The organism is Streptomyces sp. NPDC005931 (assembly GCF_042871235.1).
Taxonomy (GTDB): domain Bacteria; phylum Actinomycetota; class Actinomycetes; order Streptomycetales; family Streptomycetaceae; genus Streptomyces.
Window position 1 is genome coordinate 225,034 of sequence record NZ_JBIAIG010000007.1, and the last position, 20,268, is coordinate 245,301.

The following is a 20,268-nucleotide window of genomic DNA, read 5'->3' on the forward strand; positions in this document are numbered from 1 at the left end:
CCACCTTCCTGCCCGGTCACTGCCGGACTCAACTGGTCCTTGCGGTCCTGACCCCGTGCGGTTCGGTGTCACCGCTCACCCTCGGCCTCACCGATGCGGCGGCCGGTCAGGCTCATGGGCCGGATCGTCACCCACATCTCCCGCGCACCGCCCGCCCACGGTGCGCTGTGGGCCCGCCGGCTCAGCTCACGCACGGCGCCGGGTTCGGTGACGACGCTGGCGGGGCCGACGGCGAGCACGCTCCAGCCCTGACTCAGGGCCTCGTCCACGTGGTCGACCTCGAAGGCGACCTCCGTGCCGACGGCCGCAGCGGGTACGGAGCGTGGCGCGGTCCGGAAGGCGATGGTGCCGTCGACGACCTCGTAGTTGACCGGAACCACCGCCGGGCCCTCGGGCCGCGTCACCGCGACGCGCCCCACACCGTGCGTGGACAGCAGCGCCAGGCACTCCTCGGGGCCGAGTTCGAGCAACTGCGGGTGGGGCAGGGCACTGCCCTGCCCCGGTGGCAGGCCCGTGCCTCCCCCGCGCAGGGAACCGACGGTGGTGCCGAGTACCGCGGCGAGGGCCAGCAGCGTCCCCGTGGAGGGGTCGGCCGGCTGCTCCTCCAGATAGGCCAGATAGTCGGGCGTGATACGGGCACGGCGAGCCGTCTCCTCCCGGCTGAGCCCTCGTCGGCGGCGTTCGGCCGCCACGCGTCGGCCGACGTCCCCGGGATTGGGGAGGTTTCCCGCCGGCGCGATCGTGTCCGGCGGGCCGTCCGGCCGGCCCGCGACGGGCGCGGACGTGCCCGGCCCCCCGCGGGGTGTCTCGTGCCCGAGGTGCCGGATGTGCGCATCGGGCCCGGGGAAGACGAGGGTGACCTGCTCCGTGTCCGACCAGCGCACGTCGTAGGGAGGTGTGCCGTCGGCGTGGTGCAGTCCGACGATCTCGCCGTCGCGCCTGGTGGCGCCGGTCGCCGGGCTTTCGATGACGAGGTGGTCACCGAGGTGAGCTCGCATGATCGCCGCCCTCTCCTCGCGGAAGCGCTGTATCCAACCTGCCACGCCCGGCACGGCACCGCATGGGGCGAACGGGCCCTGTCGGGGGGAACGGTGGTCCCGTCGCGGTCCGGCTGCACCTGGCGGCGGCCCCCGACCGGCTCGGGGGTGTCTCCATGGGAGGCGCCCCCGACGCGCCCACGCCGGCAGTGACGGATGCCGCGTGGCACGTGTCGGCCCCCGTACCTCTACCGAGCAATGCTCCGGCACGGCGCGAGGACCGACTGGCCCGAGCGGCCCGGGAACGGCGAACGAGGGTGCGTCCATACGGCGGAGGCACCGTCCGCGAGCAACGGCCCAGGCAGCAGCCCGTGCTCACGCGTGGCCCCCGCCGTCCGCGGGGCGACCGGCGGTCACGTGGGCCAGCCGGCGTTCCGCTCCGCGGCCGGCCGGGAGGCGCCCATTCCGCCGATGTCGCGCTCGGCGGTGGCCAGGAGCTGCTGAGCGAGGTTCTGCAGGGCGCGTCCCGCGGCCAGTTCGTCCCCGATCTCGGGCACGTCCGTGTCGACCGGGTTGCAGTGCGCCGTACCCCGGGCGGTCAGCGCCGTGGTCCCGGTGTCCAGGACCGCGTGCGCCTTCGTCGTGCCCCCGTCCTCGAAGAGGTGAACCCGGACCGTCCATTCCGTCGTGTGCGGCATCGCTGTCCTCCTCGATCCGATGCGCCGGGCCGTTCCCCTCACCCTGTCCCGCACACGTCGCGCGGGGATTCGGGTCCTCCTCGAGGCGACAAGGGCCGCCTCCGGTGGCCGACGGCGGCCGAACGACCCGGATCGGTCCGCCCCTCGGCCGTCCCGTCCAGCTTCGTACGAGGCGGAGGCCGCCGCCATGCAGCCGGTCGTCACCACCCGCCCGTGCGCTCCACCCGCCCGCACGTCCCCTCCACTGCCCGGGCACGCCGCGACACCGCCGCCTCCGCATGAGGCCGGGCCGGGGTCATCGGTCGCCGACGCCGGTGCGACAAGCGGCGCCTGCGGCCGCCGCACGGTGAGCGGCCGCGTCACGGGGCCCGGCCGGGGCGGCGCGGCGCCGGCCGGGCCGGGGCGGCGCGGCGCGGGCCCACCCCTCGTCACTCCTCGGCGAGAACGCCCACGGTCGCTCGGCCCCCGCCTCACCTGCCGCGGCGGCAGTGACCGCGCGCGGAGCCCCGTACGGGATCACAATGGCCGAAATGCCCGGCGAGTCCGTGGAGGCACGGTGATGGACGACAGCGCCGCAAATGCCGAGGGGCGCGTGGAAAAGCACGACCGGGACGACGACGTACTCGACGCCCAGGACGCCCAGGACGCCGGGGACACGGAGTACACCGAGTACAGCGAGGCCGAGCCGTACGACGACGGTCAGCCGGCCGACGGGCGTGCGGTGGCCGATCCGAACCCCGACGTCTTTCTCGACGTTCCGGTGCTGAAGGTCGACGAGATCGACCTCGACGTCGAGAACCTGCGGGCGCACGTCTCGTTGCAGGCCGAGGTGCTGGACCTGCTGAAGCTGAACGTGGGGGCCGACGTCACGCTCGGCCGGGTGCACCTGGGCATCTCGGGCGTGGAGGCACAGGCCCAGCTCAAGGTACGTCTCGACAACGTCTCGTCGATCATCGGCCGGGTGCTGACCACGCTCGATCGCAACCCCGAGATTCTCCACGAGCTGGCGCGGGGGGTCGGGTCCGCCGTCCGGGACGTCGGCGGCGGAGCACGCCAGGCCGTCGGTGAACTGGGGACGGGGGCCGGACGGGCCGTCCAGGACGTCGGCCGGGGCGCCGGGGCCGCCGTCGAGGACGTGGGCCGCGGTGTCGGCTCGGTGGCGGAGGATGTCGGCCACGCAGCCGGAGCAGCCGTGGAGGATCTGGGCAGTGGCGCCGGACGCGCGGTCGGAGACGTCGGCACTGGCGCCGGACGCGCGGTCGGAGACGTCGGCACTGGCGCCGGGCACGCGGTCGGAGGCGTCGGCGGTGCGGCGGGGCAGGTGGCCCGGACGGCCGGCGAGGCCGGGGGCGGCACCGTCGCAGGAGTGGCCGGGACGGCCGTGGGCGCGGCCGAAGCGGCGGGCGACACGGTGCGGGAGGGCGGACACGCCGTCGCGGACGTCCCGGACACGGCGGCCGGCACCGCGCGCCGAACCGAGGCCGAGCCCGCCGGACGCCGGAAGGTGCGCAGGCCGGCGGTCCGGGAACGGACCGACGCGGGGAAGGAAGGTACCCGCAAGCGCCGGGTACGCGCCGAGGACGGGGAGTCGCCACCGCGGCCCCGTCGCCGCCGCCCCCCGGAAGAGCGGGAGGAGCCACCCTGAACGGAGGCGGCGGGAACGGGCAGCCGGCTGTGGGACATCTCGTTGCGGTCGGTGGTCCGCGCCGAACGTCTCCGCTTCGCAAACAAACCGCGGACGGCCGTCGGCTTCCCCGGCGACGGGGTGCGGGAGTCGACGAGTCGCAGCGAGCGGACCCGACTTCCCCATGGGGTCGTCGCCGGCCGGGAGTACCGCGACGTCACCGTCGCCTACCGTCTGGCCACCCGGCTCACCGGTGAGGTGGAGGGTGGACGGAGTGGCGCCGACGGCGCGGACGAGACGGCATCACCGTGAGGCCGTGTACCCGCGCGGCCCGCGCCGCCCCCGGCGTTGACGGCTCAGTTCGTCCCGAACCGGGCCACGACGTCGACGACGTCGTCGACGTCCCGCACCGACGCGAGCAGTTCCGGCAGGGCGGCACTGTCCGGCCGGCCCGTCATCGTCACCACGCCGTTCTCCACGACCACCTCGACCGTGCCCGGCTCCGCGAGGTGACGCCCGACGAGCGACTCGACCTCGGCCAGGATGTCGGCATCGTCACGGACCAGGGCCTGCAGCAGGTCGCGCCGGCTCACCACACCGACGAGCCGGCCGTGGTAGTCGGTCACCGGAAGCCTCTTCAGCCGGCGGTGGGCGGCCGTCCACGCGGCGTCCGCCACGCGTTGCGCCGGGTGCACGGTGACCGGGGGGAAGGTCATCAGGGTGGCCGCGGTGTCGCCGTGGCTCTTGTCGTAGAGCCGGTGCTGCCGCAGCCTCCCGACCGGGCCGTGCCGCCGCGGCTCGGCCGTCACGGCGGCCTTGGCCAGCAGATCGGACTCCGAGACGACACCGATCACGTGATCGTCCGCGTCGACGACCGGCACGGAGCTCAGCCGCTCACGGGCGAGGGTGCGTGCGACGTCCAGAAAGGGCATGTCGCCGGGCACGGAGACCGCCGGGACCTGCATCACGTCCCGCACGCGCAGGACCGCCGGCTCCTTGGCGGGCACCTCCGCCACGGCGGGCGCGGAGGGCGCGGCACTCGCCTCGCCGGGAGCGGATCCTCGTTCCTCGGTGCTCTTCGCCGACGCCGCGCCCGCGATCGCCACGAGGTAGCGGCCCAGGGCGTCCTGGTGCAATTGTTCCTGCGGAGTCCAGTGCCGGCCCGGTGTGGCGCGGCGGGCCTGCTGCTCCGCAGTGCGGTGCTCGTGGTTGCTCACGGCTGCCTCCCAGGGACACGCCTGCGTCTACGGCGTCAGTCTGACATCGATCCACCGGTGGAGCCCGCGGGCCGAACGGTCCCCTGTCGGGGACGGATGGCCCGGCACGGCGCGACATGCTCGCGCCCGGCGTGGACACTGAGAATCGGGATCGCGCCTTCCGAAGGAGGGTTCGTGGCTGGTTTCCGCAGCTTGCTGCGACGCTTCCGCCCCGTGGCGTCGCCCGGCGGGGCCGCGCCCGTCGGCGTCCCGGCGGACCGCTCCGCCGAGCTGCGCGCGGAACTCGCCCCGCCGCTCCTCCTGCTGGAACAGGTACAGGCGGAGGCACGGTTCATCCGCGAGCAGGCCGGGGCCCAGGCGGCGGCCCGCAGGGACGAAACCGAACAGCGGGCCCGGGAGATCGTGGCCGAGGCGCACCGGGAAGCACAACGGGTCCGGACGCGCACTGCCGAACGCACCGTGCGGGCCGCCGAGGCGGAGGCGGCGGTGGTCCGCACCCGGGCGGAACGCGAGGTGGCCGGCGTCGCCGCTCGCGCCCGCGGCCGGATGCCCGCTCTCGCCGACCGCGTGCGCGCGACGGTGCTGACGGACGCCATGGCGGGTGCGCTCCCCGCCACCCGGCCGCGGGGACGGCGGGCACCGGGCCGGGACGGGCCCGAGGAGGACGATCGGTGACCGGCGCCGGATGGGTCGCGGGCGCGACCCGGGCTCGTGCGCTGCGGACCAGGTGCCTGGGCCCCGAGGGCATCGGCATCGTGGCCTCGGCCGGCTCGCTCGACGACGCGCTGCGTCACCTGGCGGCCAGCCCGTACCGGCGTGACATCATTCCGGGCGCCACCCCGGCGCAAGCCCAGCGCGCGGTGTCGGCGGCGTTGCTGTGGCACCTGCGGATCCTGGCCGGGTGGCAGCCGGGCACCGGCACGAACGTCGTACGGGCCCTGGCCACGGGCTTCGAGATCTCCAACACCGAACGCCATGTGGAGACCCTCGTCGGCGGTCCACGAGCACCGGACGGCGGCCTCACCGACCCGCCGCCCTATCGTCTGGGGGCCCTGGCGACGGCCTGGCCGCGGCTGGCGCGCACCCGCACGCCGGCGGAGCTGCGCGCGGCGCTGGCGTCCTCCCTGTGGGGCGACCCCGGGGACGACTCGCCGGCCGCGGTCGCCACCGGGATGCGGGTGTCCGCGGCGATACGGCTCGCCGCGGACGTCCCGGGCGCGGCACGCTGGGCGGCGGCGCGGCTGGCGCTGCTGTTCGGGCGCGAGATGTTCGTCGCCGACCGCCGCCTTCCGGACGTCTCGGTGCGCCGGGCGGCCCGGGTTCTGGGGGCGCGCGCGGTGGGCGCGACCTCGTATCCGGACTTCCGGCAGGCGCTGCCGGACACCGCACGGTGGCTGCTGGAGGACGTCGGCCGGGCGGCGGATCTGTGGCGGGCGGAGGCACGGTGGTGGGATGCGGTCGAGCAGGACGGCCGGGAGCTGCTGCGCCGGTCCCGCTTCGGTCCACCACCGGTGGTGGGGGCGGTGGCCCTGCTGTCCGTGGACGCGTGGCGGACCCGGGGCGCCCTCGAGCTGGCGGACCGGGGAGGCGGACCCCGTGGCGGACCGGGGGAGGTCCTCGGTGTTCCGGGCTGAGACGGCCGTCCCGGTGCGGATGCGCAGGGTGGCCGTGGTGGCCCCACAGGCCGCGCTGCGGGAGACCCTGGTGCGGATCGCCGAGGCGGGCTGCGTGGAGCTCGACCTGGCCCGTGATCCGGGGCCGGACATCCGCGGGCCCGCAGCGGCACGGCTGCAGCGGCTGCGCTCCGCGCCGGTCCGGGCCGTGCTCAGTCGGACGCCCCCCGACATCGAGAGCCTCGAACGGGAAGGCCGCACGGACCTGCTGGCCGGTGAGGCGGAGCTCGAGGAACGGCTCGCCGGCGCGGTGCGGCACGGCTCGGTGGCGGCGCTGGCCGGGTGGTGTCCCGAGGGGGCGGTGGGCGCGACGGCGGCCCGGCTCGCCGGGGCCGGAGGCACGCTGGTCCCGCTGCGGACGCCGCCGGGGGTCACGCCGCCGACCCTGCTGGCCGGGGCGGACGCCGCTCCTCCTGCATGCGCGGCGAGGCCGCTGCGCCGTTCCTTCACCCCCCTGGTCAGCACGTACGGCACCGTGCCGTACGCCGACCTCGATCCGACGATGGCGGCCGGAGTCGTCTATGTGGTGATGTTCGGCGTGATGTTCGGCGACGCCGGGCACGGACTGCTGCTGGTCGCCGCCGCCCTCCTGCTGCGGGCGGGACGGCCGCGCCGGGCGGCGGCGCTGCGCCCCCTGTGGCCGTTCGTCGCCGCGGCCGGTCTGGCCGCCACCCTGGCGGGGGTGGCGTACGGTGAGTTCTTCGGCCCCACCGGGGTCCTGCCCGTGCTGTGGCTGGAGCCCCTTCAGGAGCCCATGCGGCTGCTGACCGCCGCCGTGGCACTGGGGTCCGTGCTGCTCGCCGCCGCCTACGCCGCCGGGATCGTCAACCGATGGCGGGAGGGCGGGCCGGTGGCCGCCTTGTACGCGACGACCGGCGTCGCCGGGGCCGCCGTCTTCCTCGGTCTCGCCGCCCTCGTCGGCTTCCTGTGGCTCGGACGGCCGGGGTACGGCCTCGGGGGCGCCGCCGTCGCCGTCCTGGGGCTGGCGCTGGCGGGCAGGGGACTGTACGCGGCGACGGCGGGCGGTCCGGGCGGGGCCGTGCAGACCGGCATACAGCTCTTCGACGTCGTGGTGCGGATCGGCTCGAACGTCGTCTCCTTCGCGCGGCTCGCGGCCTTCGGGATGACCCATGCGGCACTCGCCGGGATCGTCTGGGAGGGCACGGCAGCCCTGGCGGGACGGGGCCCGCCCGGCGTCGTCGCCGCGGCGCTGCTGTTCCTCACGGGCAACGCCCTGGCGTTCACGCTGGAGGCGCTGGTGGCGGGTGTCCAAGCGCTGCGCCTGGAGTTCTACGAGCTGTTCTCCCGGCTCTTCGAGAACGAGGGCCGCCCCTTCAGACCCTGGCAGCTACCTGTGCGGCACCCCACCGGTGCGGCCGTCGGCGCGGCGCCGCCCGCTCCGGCGCGGTCCGCGCGGACCGGCCCGGCCACGGAGGAGGCACTGTGATCACCTGGTTCCTGGCCCTGCCCGTCGTCGCGGCGGGATTCGTCGCCGTACGGCTGGCGCTGCGGCGCTCGGGCCGGACGGCGCTGTGGTGGATGGTCACCGCCGACGCCGTGCTCCTGGCGGCCGCCACCGTGGTCCTGACCCTGGCGCTCGGCGGCGGGTCCGCCGAGGCCGCGACCTCCGCGGCCGAGGACTCGGGGTCCGGCTCCGCCGCCCTGATCGGTGCCGCGATCGCGGTGGCCGGCTCGACGATCGGAGCGGGCATCGCCGTGGCCTACACCGGTGCGGCGGCGCTCGCCGCGCTCAGCGAGCGACCCGAGCTGTTCGGCCGGGCCATGGTCGTCGTCGGCCTGGCCGAGGGCATCGCCATCTACGGACTGGTGGTCGCGATCATCCTCATCGGGCAGGCGTGACCGTGGGCCGGGTCGCCGCCATCGGCGAGCGCAGCCGGGTGGCCGGGCTGGCACTGGCCGGCGTGCTCGTCCTGGCCGCCGAGGACGCCACTGCCGTACGCCGGAGCTGGCGGGCGCTGCCGGACGGCGTCGACCTGGTCGTCCTCACCCCCGCGGCGGCCGAGGCGCTGGGAGTCCGCACGGAGCCGTCCGGGCCCCGCGGCCCGCTGATCACGGTGATGCCGTCATGACGCGCCCCGTCGCCGACCGCGCCGCGGAGGCGCTGGCCCCGGTGCGGGCGGAAGTGCTGCGGGCGGCTCGCGCCGACGCCGAGCAGATCCTGGCCCGCGCCGCCGCAGAGGACGCTGCCCGGCTTGAGCGGGCCAGGACCGAGGCCCGCACGATCCTCGGCGAGGCACGGCGTCTGGGCGAGGCGGACGGCGTGGCCGCGGCCCGCGGCCTGCTCGTCGCGGCCCGGCGCGAGGCCCGGGCCCGTGCCCTCACCGTGCGCCGGGAAGCGTACGAGGACTTGCGCCGCACGGCGGCCGAGCGGGTCGGGCAACTGCGCGACACGGCCGAGGGCGCCTTGCTGCGCGAACGGCTGGAGGAGCGGGCCCGTGCCCTGCTGGGGCCCGGGGCAGAGGTGAGCGGGCACCCCGACGGCGGCGTGGTGGCCCGGGCGCCGGGCAGACGGGTCGACTTCTCGCTGACCACGCTGGCCGAGCGGGCCCTGGACCGGATGGGGGCGGAGGTGCGGCACCTGTGGGAGCCATGACGGAGTCCGCCGGGATCCACCGGACGTCCCTCGGGCGGGCGGCCTGCCGGATCCTGCGTGTCACGGGGCCGCTGGTCGAGGTGGAGTACACGGCCGGCATCGCCATGCACGACCAGGTGGCGATCGGCCCGGCCGGGCTGCCCGGCGAGGTGGTGGCCATCACCGGTGACGTGGTGACCGTGCAGGCGTACGAGTACACCGGCGGGCTGGCGCCCGGGCAGCCGGTCCGGCCGGAGGGCCGTCCGCTCTCGGTCCGACTCGGCCCGCAGCTCCTCGGTGGGATCTTCGACGGTCTGCTGCGTCCTCTGGCCGGCGCCGGGGACTGGCTGCTGCCCACGGCGCAGCTCGGCGCGGCCGGGGACGGAGTGTGGGCCTTCTCCCCCTTGGTGGCCGGCGGCGAGCAGGTCGCCGAGGGGCAGGCGCTCGGGGAGCTACGGGGCACGGGGCCGGTGCCGGTTCGGGTGCTCGTGCCGCCCGGCTGTGGTGGCACGGTGGAGGAGATCGCCAGTGCCGGAGAACACCCTCCGGACGCGGTGGTGGCGGTGGTGGACGGCGTCGACGTGACGCTCGGCCCGGTGTGGCCGGTGCGCCGGCCGCGCCCCGTGCGCGAACGCGTCCGCACCCGGGAGGCACTCGGCACCGGACAGCGGGTGATCGATCTGCTCTTCCCCGTGGCGCGCGGCGGTACGGTCGCGGTGCCCGGCGGCTTCGGCACCGGCAAGACGATGCTGCTCCAGCAGATCGCCAAGTGGTGCGACGCGGACGTCATCGTGTACGTCGGCTGCGGGGAACGCGGCAACGAGATGGCCGACGTCATCACCGAACTGTCGGAACTGCAAGATCCGCGCACCGGCGGCCCCCTGGCGGACCGTACCGTGACGATCGCCAACACCTCCAACATGCCGATGATGGCCCGTGAGGCGAGCGTGTACACGGGCATGACGGTCGCCGAGTACTTCCGGGACATGGGACTGGACGTCGTGGTCATCGCCGACTCGACCTCCCGCTGGGCGGAGGCGCTGCGCGAGTTCGCCTCACGCACGGGAGCGCTGCCCGCCGAGGAGGGCTACCCCGCGGGGCTGGCGTCCTCCATCGCGGCGTTCTACGAGCGGGCCGCCGCCGTGACCACTCTCGGGGGCGACCGCGGGTCGGTGACGGTGATCGGCGCCGTGTCCCCGCCGGGCGGGGACATGACCGAGCCGGTGACCGCGCACACGGAACGCTTCGTGCGCTGTCTGTGGACCCTCGACCGTGATCTCGCCTATGCCCGCCACTATCCGGCGGTCTCCTGGGCGGGGTCCTTCTCCCGGGACGTCCCGGTCCTGGCCGAGGGTCACCGCGCGGCCGGCGATGGGGCGTGGGCCCTGCGGCGGGACCGGGTGGGGGGCGTGCTGGCGGAGGCCGACCGACTCGCCGACCTGGTGGACCTGATCGGGATCACCGCCCTGCCGCCCCGGGAACGGATCAGTGTGCTCGCGGGCCGGCTGGTGCGGGAGGGTGTGCTGCAGCAGAGCGCGCTGTCGCCGCGGGACGCGTACTGCGCCCCCGAGAAGACGGCCGCCCTGGCCGACGCCGTGCTCGCGGTCGTCGGGCGCTGCCGCGAACTGGTGGACTCCGGCGTCCCTGCGTCCACAGTGGAGGCCGTGGACTTCGGACCCCTGGTGCGTGCCCGGGAGGAGAGCGGCCCGCACGACGCCGCCGGGGTGGCGGCCCGCCGGGACGCTCTGCTCGCCGGGCTGGAGGAGGTGCGGTCGTGAACCCGTCCGGTGGTGGCATCGCGTACACGTCGGTGCGCGAACTGCGGGGCCCGCTCGCGGTCGTCGAGGGGGTGTCGGGCGTGGGCTGGGACGAGTACGCGGACATCACCCTCGAGTCGGGTGAGCGCCGGCACGGCGTGGTCCTGGAGGCCGACCGCGACCTGGCGGTGGTTCAGGTGCTGGAGGGCACGGCGGGGGCGGACCCGCGCGGCGTGCGGGTGGCCTTCTCCGGCAGCCCGCTGCGCGTGCCCGTCGGGACGGAATGGCTGGGCCGGGTCTGCAACGGCCGGGGCGAGCCGCTCGACGGGGGCCCGCCGGTCCTGTCCGGGCTCGACGCCGAGGTGGGCGGCGCTCCCCTCAACCCCTTGCGAAGGGAACCTCCGTCCGAGGCGGTGCTCACCGGTGTCGGGGCCGTCGACGCCCTGGCCACGCTGGTGCGGGGCCAGAAGCTTCCGGTGTTCTCGGTGGCCGGTCTTCCGCACCTGGAGCTGGCCGCCCAGATCGCCGCACAGGCCACGGTCGCCGGTGAGGCGTTCGGCGTCGTCTTCGCCGGGATGGGTCTCACCCACGCCGACGCGTCCTTCGTGCGCGACGCCCTCGAGGAACGGTCCGCGGCCGGGGAGCTGGTACTCCTGCAGAACACCGCCGACGATCCGGTGATCGAGCGCATCCTCACCCCGCGGATCGCGCTCACCGTCGCCGAGCACCTCGCCTTCGCCGAGGGGCGGCACGTGCTGGTGGTGATGACCGACATGACCACGTACGCGGAGGCGCTGCGCGAGGTGTCCGCGGCACGCGGCGAGATCCCGGCCCGCCGTGCCTACCCGGGCTACCTCTACAGCGACCTGGCCTCCCTGTACGAACGCTGCGGACGCATCCGCGGCCGTCCCGGCTCGGTGACCGTGCTGCCGGTGCTCACCATGCCGGCGGGCGACATCACGCATCCCGTGCCGGACCTGACCGGTTACATCACGGAGGGACAGATCGTGCTCTCGGCCGAGACGCACGCCCGGGGCGTGTATCCGCCGCTGGACGCGCTGTCGTCCCTGTCCCGCCTGATGCGCAAGGGGGCGGGCCCCGGCCGTACCCGTGACGACCACCTGGACGTCGCGGCACAACTGCTGGCCGCGCTGGCCCGGGCCCGGCAGGTCCGGGACCTGGCCGACCTCGTGGGTCAGGCGGCGCTGAGTCCCACGGACCGCCGCTACCTGGACTTCGAGGAGGCCTTCCTGCGGGACTTCACCGACCAGGGCAGAGAAGAAGCGCGCACACTCGACGCCGCGCTGGAGCGCGGATGGCGGGTGTTGCTCACCTTGCCCCGCGGTCAGCTCTCCATGCTGCCCGCCGCGATGCTCGACAGCCACGGGGCCACGGATCCCGACGGCCCGCCGGAGGAGGTGCCCGGATGACCGGTGTCCGCCGTACGCCTCCGGGTCGCGCAGGCCGGCTGAGGCTGCGGCACAGGCTCGAGGTGGCCGAGCGCGGGGCGGGCCTGCTGGAGCAGAAGCTCCGGGTGCTGCGGGTCGAGCACGAGCGGCTGCTCGCCGCGCAGGAGGCGGCGGAACGCCGCTGGCACGAGGCGCTGTCCGAGGCCGAGGGCTGGCTGCTGCGCGGAGTGCTGCTGGGCGGCGAACGGGCTCTCGAGGCAGCGGCGGCGGGGAGGGGCCCCGCCGGGATCTCGGTGCGCTGGACCACGTCCATGGGGGTGCGCCGTCCGGCGGCGGTCTCCGTGTCCGTTCCCGCCCGTCCGCCCCGCGCCGCCACCCCGGCCAACACGGCACTGCTGCACGCGGAGGCGGCCTACGGTCGTGCCGTGCGTGCGGCCGCCGAGCATGCCGCCGTCCGGGCCGCCACCGGGCTGGTCGGTGCGGAGCTGGTCGGCACCCGGCATCGTGTGAGGGCGCTGCGGCGGCACTGGATTCCCCGGCTGCGGCAGGAGCTGGACCGGGCCGGAATGGCGTTGGAGCAGGCCGAGCACGAGGACGGCGTACGGCGACGATGGTCGGCAGGGGCGGGCGGGTCTCCCGGTTCCGGAGGCGGGCGAGTCAGCGGGCCCGAGCCGGGCGGGTCGCCCGGGCAGTGACCGCAAGGCGTCCGTGCGCGTGCCGGGCAGTCTCCCGGGGCGGGTGCCGCGGTGCCCGTCGGGGCGCGTGCCGGGGCCCGTCACTGGAAGGCGGCGTGGATCTCCTGTTCGCTCGCCGTGTGCGAGACGAGGAGCAGTTCGTCGCCGGGCCGCAGGCGCACCGCCGGATCCGGCACGGTCGGCTGCCCGTCACGGACAATGGTGGCGACGACGGTCCCTGCGGGCAGCCGGACCTCGCCCAGGGCACGGCCGACGGCCCTGGAATGCTCCGTGATGGCTGTTTCGATGACGTCGACGCCGGCCTTGCTGAGGCGCAGCAGGGCGACCGTGTCGGTGGCTCCCGTGGCCTCCTCGATCAGGGAGATCAGGGGCGTGGCCGCGGGGACCGCGACATCGACGCCCCAGCGGTCGTCGAACAGCCAGGCGTTGTCCGCGTCGTTGACCCGGGCGGCCACGCGGGGCACCGCGAACTGCCGCTTGGCCAGCAGGCTGATCACCAGGTTGTCCTCGTCGTCCCCGGTGGCGGCGACGACGAGGTCGGCGGTCAGCACGCCGGCGTGTTCCAGGAGGGCCGGTTCGCAGGCGTCCCCGGCGACCAGCCGCGCCGGGACGCGGCCCTCCAGAGCGGCGACACGGTCGTCGTCGGCGTCGATCAGGGTGACCTCGTTGCGGGCCGCGGCGAGCGCCTGGGCGATCTGAGTGCCGAGCCGCCCCGCGCCTGCGATGAGCACCTTCACGTCCCCAGCTCCTTGTCGAGGAAGCCGCGCAGCCGACCCAGCGCGGTGGCGGCCACGGCGAAGGTGACCAGGTCGCCCGCCTGTGCCGGCGTGCCGTGGGCGGGAATCAGGGAGCGACCCGCGCGGGTGACCTCGACAACGCGGATCTCGCCGTCGACGTCGAACTCGGTCAGGCGCCTCCCCACCAGGTAGGAGGGCACCTCCGAGCGCAGTAGCAGGGTCTCGCCGTTGCCGAAGCTGAGTTCGGGGCTCAGGTGGCGGTGCAGCAGCATCAGGTGGATCTGGTGCACGGTCCAGCGGACGCTGGCAATCGTGGGAATGCCGAGATCGCGGTAGATGTCCGCGCGCCGGGGATCGTGGATACGGGCGAGGACGACCGGCACCCGGAAGGTCTCCTTGGCGGTACGGGCACTGACGATGTTGCTGTTGTCCCCGGAAGTGACGGCGACGAGGGCGTCGGCGTCCTCGATCCCGGCGGCCCGCAGCACGGCACGGCTGTAGCCGTTGCCCGCGTGGAAGCGGATGCGGGCGCTGTCCGGCAGCCGACGGGCCGCTTCGGGGCGGCGGTCGACCACGTCCACGTCGTGCCCCTCCGAGGCGAGCAGGCCGGCGAGGGCCGAGCCCACCCGTCCGCAGCCGACGACGATCACTTTCACCGTGGGTCTCCCTTCCGGTGGCCGGTGCGGTGGCGCAGCCATCCCTTGCGGGCCTCGTCGGCGATCAGCGGCAGGGTGCCGAGCCCGGCCAGGATCGCCCAGTCGGCGGCGTCGAGCGGAGCGGTGTTGAACACCTGCTGCAACGGTGGCAGGTAGCTGATCGCGGCCATGAACGCGACGCCGAAGCCGCCCGCCGCGAGCAGGGCCGGATTGGACAGCAGGCCGATGCTTCGCAGGCTCTGCCGGTCGGTGCGCACGGCGAGGGCGATGAAGAACTGGCTGAGCACGATGCCGCCCTGGGCCAGGGTGACGGCCTCCCGGTAGACGGGATCGTCCTCGGTGAACTCGCCGAACGGAATGCCGGAGGAATGGATGTGCCAGAAGAACACCGCGCACACACCGAGCGCCTGAATGCCCCCCAGGAACAGGATGCGCCCCACCACGGCGGTGGAGAACAGCCGCTCGCGCCGGGAGCGCGGCGGGCGGTCCATCACGTCCGGTTCCGGCCGCTCCGCACCCAGCGCCAGAGCGGGCATCACGTCGGAGCCCAGGTCGATCGCCAGGATCTGCACCGCGCTGATGGGCACCAGCGGGAAGCCCGCGAACGTCGCCACCAGGATGGGGCCGAGTTCGCCGATGTTGCTGCTGAAGACGTAGACCAGGAACCTGCGGATGTTCTGGTAGACGGATCTGCCGAGCCGCACGGCTGTCGCGATGGACGCGAACGAGTCGTCCAGCAGCACCATTGAGGCAGCCTCCCGGGCCACGTCGGTCCCCGAGGCACCCATGGCCACACCGATGTCGGCGTGTTTGAGCGCCGGGGCGTCGTTCGCCCCGTCCCCGGTGACCGCGACCACCTCACCCCGCCGCTGGAAGCCGGTGACCACACGCATCTTGTGTTCGGGACTGACCCGGCACAGCAGCAGTTCGGACGGCTCGGCCAGCAGCGCGTCCAGCGCGGCGTCGTCCATCGCGTCGAGCCGGGAACCGGTGACCACAACCGGGTGCGGCTTGCGCACGATCCCCACCCGGCGGGCGACGGCCTCGGCGGTCAGCGGGTGATCACCGGTCACCATGACGATACGGATGCCGGCCCGGTGACAGGCGGTCACCGCGTCGGTGACCTCCGGGCGCGGCGGATCCAGCATGCCGACCAGCCCGAGCAGGGTCAGCTGGGACTCGGCCTCGTCCTGCGCGGGGCGCGGGCCGGGCAGCTCCCGGCGCGCGACCGCCAGCACCCGCAGCCCCTGCGCCGCCAGCGCGTCACCCGCCGCGGCGACCTCGGTGCGGCCCCGTTCGGTCAGCGGCCCGCGCCGCTCCCCCCATTCCGCGTCGGTGCAGCGCGCCAGCAGCTCTGCGGGCGCTCCCTTGACGCACGCCTGATGACCCGCGGCACGCCGGTGCACGGTGGTCATCAGCTTGCGGGCGGAGTCGAAGGGGAACTCCGTCGTCCGGGGGGCCGCGGCCTCCTCGGCAGACAGGTCCAGGCCGGCCTTGACCGCGGCGACCAGCAACGCTCCCTCGGTGGTGTCCCCCAGCACCCGCCACTGCTCCCGGCCTCCTGGGCCGTCCGGAGGCACGAGCCGGGCGTTGCAGCACAGGGCGGCCACCCGGAGCAGTTCCCGCACCCCCGTGGGGTCGCCCACCACGCCGTCCGGTGCGTACCCGACCCCGCTCACCGGGTGGGTCACGCCTCCCGACCAGACCTGGGTGACCGTCATCTCGGCCTTGGTGAGCGTTCCGGTCTTGTCCGTGCAGACGACCGTGGTGGATCCGAGTGCTTCCACCACGAGCAGTTGCTTGATCAGGGCCCTGCGGCGTGCCATCCGCCGTACGCCGATCGCCAGCGAGACCGAGAGGGTGGCGGGCAGCCCTTCCGGCACCAGCGCCACCATCACCCCGAGCGCGAACACGAAGACGGTCACGGGGGACTCCCCGGTGGGCAGCCGCACGGCGAACATCAGCGCGCCGATGGCCAGAGCGGCGCCGGCCACCCGGCGGGCCATCGACGCCACCTGACGCTGCAGGGGGGTCCGTTGCCTCGGGGCCGTGGCGGCCAGCCGGTAGATGCGCCCGAACTCGGTCCCTGCGCCGGTGCCATGGACCACCGCCCACCCGGCACCGGTGACGACGTCGGTTCCCATGAACACGCAGTTGCGCGCCTCGAGCGGCGACCCGGCCCGCACCGGGGCGGCGGTCCGGCCGACGGCGTGGCTCTCCCCCGTGAGCGGCGCGTTGTTCACGGCCAGTTCGTGCGCCTCGACCACCCGGCAGTCGGCCGGTACGGCGTCTCCTGCCTCCAGCACCACCACATCGCCCGGGACCAGTTCCCCGGCGGGCAGCTCCCGCCGCTCGCCGTCGCGCAGCACCCGGCAAGTGTGCGGCACCATCGCCTCGAGTGCCTGGGCCGTCCGCTCGGCGGAGAACTCCTGGGCGAAGCCGATGACGGCGTTGAGCACGACCACCGCCAGGATCGCCACCGCCAGTTGGTAGGTCCCCTCCTCGCGCGGCTCCTCCAGGGCGTACGCCAGGAAGGTGATCCCGGACGCGACGACGAGCACGACCGCGAAGAGGTCCGTGAACTGCGCTGCCAGCTGCCGCCACCAGGCGCGGCCCCGCGCGCGGGGCAGTTCGTTCCGCCCGTACCGCTCCAGTCCGGACTGTGCCTGCTCAGTCGTCAGACCGCGCCGGGAGGTGCCGAGCGCGGTGAGGATCTCCTCGGGGGACATTTCCTGCACCGCGCGGTGTGGAGCGGCGCCGGACGCGGCTGCGAGTTCCTCCTTCCCCTCGCCGCCCGGAGTCCGCGATGTCGTCCCGGCGGTCATCGCACGGTCCCGTACGACCGCGGCGTCCTCGCCGCCAGTGGAGTCACCCGCGTTGCGCGCAGGGCTTCGGACACGGCTGCCATGACGGTCTCCCGGGGCCGACGGGCCTCTCGCCGGTGCGCCGACCGGCGGTGCCCTCTCATCGTGCGGCGGGCCGGTCCGCACCGCCAGGCCCGTCCGGGACCGGCGTACGGGCCGTTCGACGTCTTGCGCCCGCTCCGGGACGGCAGGTTTCCCGTGTCGGCGGGATCACGCAGCCGGGGCCGTGACGTGCGGGGAGACCTGCGTGCGGACCACTCGGTTGACCCCCGAGGACGTCGGGGAACGGCTCCTGGTCCCGCCCGTTCGATGGGCGGCCCGTGGTCGTCCCGCCCGGCGTGTCACGGCGGATCGGCGTTCCGGGGCGTGGCCGGGTCACGGCGGCAGCCCGTGGCGGTCGCTTCGCCGGTGGCCACGGCCGGCGCCGTGGGTGCGGGACGGGCGGGGGGCGCCGCCGTACCGCGGGCCCGACGTGGCACCGAGGGGCAATGTCCCCATCCACCACTGCCGGCCGTCGCTCGCCCGTCGGTACCGACACGCAGGCCCCGTCCGTCGTCCGCTGTTCCCTGCGGGCCGGCAGCCGCCCGGCGTCCGTCGTCCGCTGTTCCTTCAGCCTCGCCCCGGCCGCCCCGCGCCGCCACGCCACCACGTCACCGGCCTGCCGCCCCCTGGCCGGTGAGCAGGCGGCGGGGCGGACCCGCGGGCGGCGTGTCAGCCGACGTCGCGGCGGCGGAATCCCGCCAGTCCGGCCGCGGTGAGGGCGGCCGCGAGCGCCGCGAGGAGCACCGGCGTGCCGAGGCTCACCTCGTCGACGGGCAGGTGGGGCACGTGCTCGAAGGGTGAGAGGTCCCGGGTCCAGTCGGGCAGGTCGAGGGCCTGGCCCAGCAGCCCGATGACGAAGCACCCCGTGAGGACGGCCCACGCCGTGCCCGAAGCACGCGGCACGATCCCGAACAGTGCCGCTGTGAAGCCTGCGAGCAGCCACAGCGCCGGGCTGTAGACGAGCGCGGCGCCGATCAGGCGGGGGACCTGGCCCGGTTCGCCGCGGGCGGCGCCGAAGGCGAGTCCCGTGCCGAGGCCGGCCGCGGCGAGCACCACGACGCTGCCGGCGAGCGTCACGGCGAGGTGGCCGGCCAGCCAGCGTCCCCGGGACAGGCGGGTGGCGAGCACCGGCTCGGCCCGTAGTCCGTTCTCCTCGCTCCGCACCCGCAGGGCGGACTGCACGGTGAATCCCGCGCCGAGGAGGGCTCCCACCAGCAATGACTGGGAGAGGTAGGAGTCGGTGAGGCTCGCGCCCGCTGATCCGGCGATCAGCTCCGCGATGGCCTCGTTGTCGGCGATGAAGTCCTCGACGTCGTCGGCCACCGAGCCGTAGGCGAGACCGGTCAGGAACACACCGAGGCTCCAGCCGATCAGCGAGCCGCGCTGGAGCCGCAGCGCCAGCCCCACCGGGCGGCCGAGACCCGGTTGGGCCCGTGGCGGGCCGGGCCGCGGGGCGACGAGGCCGGCGCCGAGGTCCCGTCGGTCGGACAGTGCGTGTGCCACGGCGACGGCGGCCACGGCGGCGGCCACGGGGACGAGCAGGGGCCAGAGGCGTTCGCCCGCGTAGGGCCGGGCCTTCTGGACCCAGCCGATGGGCGAGAACCACGACGCGGTGCCGTCCCCGATGTCACCGATGGCACGCAGCACGAACGCCGCGCCCAGCACGGCTCCGGTGACGCCGTGCACGACCCGGGTGTTCTCGGAGATCTGGGCGACGACGGTGGTGATGCCGGCGAAGACCAGGCCGACCGCGCAGAAGGACAGCCCGAGCACGACGGAACCGGTCACCGGCAGGTCCATGGCGATCAGGCCCAGCGCGACCAGGGTTCCGACGGCCGCGTTCATGCCGGCCACGACCAGCAGTGCGGCCGTGGTGCCGGCGTGCCGGCCGACCGGCAAGGAGGTGATCACCTCGGTGCGGCCGGCCTCTTCCTCGGCACGGGTCTGCCGCCCGGTCATGAAGGTGCTCATCAGGGCCACCAGGACCAGCCCGAAGGTGCCGACCTGGAAGGCCACCTGCCCGCCCGGTGTGTCGAGTCCCTGGGCGGGGCCGTTGAAGGCGATGGCCGCGGCGTTGTCCTCACTGACGGCTGCCGCCACGTCGAGGTCGTGCTGGGTGGGATAGAGCCCCTTCACGCTGGCCGCCGTCAGCAGCACCAGCAGCGGAAGGGCCGTCGTCCAGACCAGGATGCGGAAGCGCTCACGGCGCAAAACCAACCGGGTGAGTACGGCGGTGCCGGTCTGCTCGGTGAACAGGGTCATGACATGCCCCCGGTGCGCGGTGCGAAGGCGCCGTCGCCCGCCTCGTCGCCGTACGACCGGCCGTCGGCCGCCTCGTCGCCGTAGTGCCGCAGGAACAGCTCCTCCAGCGTCGGCGGCTGACTGGTGAGGGTGCGGATACCGAAGCGAGTGAGGTGGCGCACGACGTCGTCGAGCCGTTCGGTGTCGACGTCGAAGCGGGCCCGGTGGTTCTCGGTGCGCAGATCGTGCACACCCCCGAGGGCGTCCAAGCCGGTGGCCGCTCGCACCGTCTCGACGTCGATCGACGTGCGGGTGAGGTGCCGCAGCTCGGTCAGCGTGCCCGACTCGACGGTGCGGCCCGCGCGGATGATGCTGACCCGGTCGCACAGGGCTTCCACCTCGGCCAGGATGTGGCTGGAGAGCAGTACGGTGCGTCCCTCGGCCTTCGCCTCCCGGATACAGTCCTGGAAGACGCTCTCCATCAGCGGGTCCAAACCCGAGGTCGGCTCGTCCAGCAGCAGCAGTTCGGCGCGGGACGCGAGTCCCGCCACGAGTCCCACCTTCTGCCGGTTGCCCTTGGAATAGGTGCGTGCCTTCTTGGTGGGGTCGAGCTCGAAGCGCTCCAGCAGTTCGTCCCGCCGCGCCGGGTCGAGGTCGCCGCGCAGCCGCCCGAAGACGTCGATGATCTCGCCGCCGGTGAGCTTGGGCCACAGGCTGACGTCGCCGGGTACGTACGCCAGGCGCCGGTGCAGGGCGACGGCGTCGCGCCAGGGGTCGCCGCCGAGCAGCCGCACCGCTCCCTCGTCCGCGCGGAGCATACCGAGCAGAACCCGCAGGGTGGTGGTCTTGCCCGCGCCGTTGGGCCCGAGGAATCCGTGCACCTCTCCTGTGGCCACGGTCAGATCCAGCCCGTCCAGGGCACGGGTGCGTCCGAAGGTCTTCACCAGCCCGGCGGCCGCGACTGCCGCGGAGCCGTCGCCGCCGGGCCGGCCGTGGCGGCGTGCTACGGAAACGGTGGACATCGTGGGCGCCTCCCGCGTTCGCTCTCTTCGACGCTGTCGCCCCGCGGGCGGTCCGGACAGGGG

The 20,268-nt window shown here is 74.8% G+C and carries 18 protein-coding genes and 1 pseudogene; 11 read left to right on the forward strand and 8 right to left on the reverse strand.

What is annotated here, in order from left to right; all coding sequences use genetic code 11:
* Positions 1 to 68: 68 nt before the first annotated feature.
* Together ACFYOV_RS18895 and ACFYOV_RS18900 are read right to left on the reverse strand one after the other, a co-directional pair.
* Positions 69 to 998 (reverse strand): DUF1918 domain-containing protein, encoded by a 930-nt coding sequence (locus ACFYOV_RS18895; protein ID WP_389089240.1) that lies wholly within the window; start codon positions 996 to 998, stop codon positions 69 to 71.
* 392 nt (positions 999 to 1,390) lie between these two features.
* Positions 1,391 to 1,726 (reverse strand): annotated as a pseudogene (locus ACFYOV_RS18900) (DUF1876 domain-containing protein); the annotation flags it as partial.
* Positions 1,727 to 2,267: 541 nt separating this feature from the next.
* On the opposite strand from ACFYOV_RS18900, the gene ACFYOV_RS18905 reads away from it, so the two are divergent.
* Positions 2,268 to 3,320, forward strand: a complete 1,053-nt coding sequence (locus tag ACFYOV_RS18905; protein ID WP_389089096.1) for a hypothetical protein — start codon at positions 2,268 to 2,270, stop codon at positions 3,318 to 3,320.
* Positions 3,321 to 3,371: 51 nt separating this feature from the next.
* Complete coding sequence (locus ACFYOV_RS18910; RefSeq protein WP_389089098.1) at positions 3,372 to 3,611, forward strand: hypothetical protein; 240 nt, start codon at positions 3,372 to 3,374, stop codon at positions 3,609 to 3,611.
* Positions 3,612 to 3,655: 44 nt separating this feature from the next.
* On the opposite strand, the gene ACFYOV_RS18915 is transcribed toward ACFYOV_RS18910, so the two are convergent.
* Positions 3,656 to 4,516, reverse strand: coding sequence for a CBS domain-containing protein (locus ACFYOV_RS18915; protein ID WP_389089099.1), 861 nt, complete (start codon positions 4,514 to 4,516; stop codon positions 3,656 to 3,658).
* Positions 4,517 to 4,690: 174 nt separating this feature from the next.
* Between ACFYOV_RS18915 and ACFYOV_RS18920 the strand changes: the two genes are divergently transcribed.
* From ACFYOV_RS18920 to ACFYOV_RS18960, 9 genes are read left to right on the forward strand one after another with little or no spacing between them, the layout of a single operon-like run.
* On the forward strand, positions 4,691 to 5,191 hold the full coding sequence (locus tag ACFYOV_RS18920) for a hypothetical protein (RefSeq protein ID WP_389089101.1): 501 nt from the start codon (positions 4,691 to 4,693) through the stop codon (positions 5,189 to 5,191).
* Positions 5,188 to 6,150, forward strand: coding sequence for a hypothetical protein (locus tag ACFYOV_RS18925; protein ID WP_389089102.1), 963 nt, complete (start codon positions 5,188 to 5,190; stop codon positions 6,148 to 6,150). The genes ACFYOV_RS18920 and ACFYOV_RS18925 overlap by 4 nt, the downstream gene beginning before the upstream one ends.
* Positions 6,137 to 7,636: a V-type ATPase 116kDa subunit family protein gene (locus ACFYOV_RS18930; protein WP_389089103.1), complete on the forward strand. Its 1,500-nt coding sequence runs from the start codon at positions 6,137 to 6,139 to the stop codon at positions 7,634 to 7,636. The genes ACFYOV_RS18925 and ACFYOV_RS18930 overlap by 14 nt, the downstream gene beginning before the upstream one ends.
* Positions 7,633 to 8,049: an ATP synthase subunit C gene (locus tag ACFYOV_RS18935; protein ID WP_389089105.1), complete on the forward strand. Its 417-nt coding sequence runs from the start codon at positions 7,633 to 7,635 to the stop codon at positions 8,047 to 8,049. Before ACFYOV_RS18930 ends, ACFYOV_RS18935 begins: the two co-directional genes overlap by 4 nt.
* Positions 8,046 to 8,279, forward strand: coding sequence for a hypothetical protein (locus ACFYOV_RS18940; RefSeq protein WP_389089106.1), 234 nt, complete (start codon positions 8,046 to 8,048; stop codon positions 8,277 to 8,279). Before ACFYOV_RS18935 ends, ACFYOV_RS18940 begins: the two co-directional genes overlap by 4 nt.
* The gene (locus ACFYOV_RS18945) at positions 8,276 to 8,803 is read left to right on the forward strand and encodes a hypothetical protein (RefSeq protein ID WP_389089108.1); all 528 of its coding nucleotides are present in this window, start codon (positions 8,276 to 8,278) and stop codon (positions 8,801 to 8,803) included. The genes ACFYOV_RS18940 and ACFYOV_RS18945 overlap by 4 nt, the downstream gene beginning before the upstream one ends.
* Positions 8,800 to 10,560 (forward strand): V-type ATP synthase subunit A, encoded by a 1,761-nt coding sequence (locus ACFYOV_RS18950; RefSeq protein ID WP_389089109.1) that lies wholly within the window; start codon positions 8,800 to 8,802, stop codon positions 10,558 to 10,560. The genes ACFYOV_RS18945 and ACFYOV_RS18950 overlap by 4 nt, the downstream gene beginning before the upstream one ends.
* Positions 10,557 to 11,969, forward strand: coding sequence for a V-type ATP synthase subunit B (locus ACFYOV_RS18955; RefSeq protein ID WP_389089111.1), 1,413 nt, complete (start codon positions 10,557 to 10,559; stop codon positions 11,967 to 11,969). The genes ACFYOV_RS18950 and ACFYOV_RS18955 overlap by 4 nt, the downstream gene beginning before the upstream one ends.
* Positions 11,966 to 12,643, forward strand: coding sequence for a V-type ATP synthase subunit D (locus ACFYOV_RS18960; RefSeq protein WP_389089112.1), 678 nt, complete (start codon positions 11,966 to 11,968; stop codon positions 12,641 to 12,643). The genes ACFYOV_RS18955 and ACFYOV_RS18960 overlap by 4 nt, the downstream gene beginning before the upstream one ends.
* Before the next feature lie 80 nt (positions 12,644 to 12,723).
* Here the strand turns inward: ACFYOV_RS18960 and ACFYOV_RS18965 are convergent, their stop codons facing one another.
* The 5 genes from ACFYOV_RS18965 to ACFYOV_RS18985 form a co-directional block, all read right to left on the reverse strand.
* On the reverse strand, positions 12,724 to 13,380 hold the full coding sequence (locus tag ACFYOV_RS18965) for a potassium channel family protein (RefSeq protein ID WP_389089114.1): 657 nt from the start codon (positions 13,378 to 13,380) through the stop codon (positions 12,724 to 12,726).
* Entirely contained in the window at positions 13,377 to 14,036 is a 660-nt protein-coding gene (locus ACFYOV_RS18970; RefSeq protein ID WP_389089115.1) for a potassium channel family protein, read from the reverse strand. The genes ACFYOV_RS18965 and ACFYOV_RS18970 overlap by 4 nt, the downstream gene beginning before the upstream one ends.
* The gene (locus tag ACFYOV_RS18975; protein ID WP_389089242.1) at positions 14,033 to 16,765 is read right to left on the reverse strand and encodes a cation-translocating P-type ATPase; all 2,733 of its coding nucleotides are present in this window, start codon (positions 16,763 to 16,765) and stop codon (positions 14,033 to 14,035) included. The genes ACFYOV_RS18970 and ACFYOV_RS18975 overlap by 4 nt, the downstream gene beginning before the upstream one ends.
* Before the next feature lie 846 nt (positions 16,766 to 17,611).
* Positions 17,612 to 19,204 carry an ABC transporter permease gene (locus ACFYOV_RS18980; RefSeq protein WP_389089117.1) on the reverse strand — a complete coding sequence of 531 codons (1,593 nt, stop codon included), beginning with the start codon at positions 19,202 to 19,204 and terminating at the stop codon, positions 17,612 to 17,614.
* Positions 19,201 to 20,205, reverse strand: coding sequence for an ATP-binding cassette domain-containing protein (locus ACFYOV_RS18985; RefSeq protein WP_389089118.1), 1,005 nt, complete (start codon positions 20,203 to 20,205; stop codon positions 19,201 to 19,203). The genes ACFYOV_RS18980 and ACFYOV_RS18985 overlap by 4 nt, the downstream gene beginning before the upstream one ends.
* Positions 20,206 to 20,268: the final 63 nt, after the last annotated feature.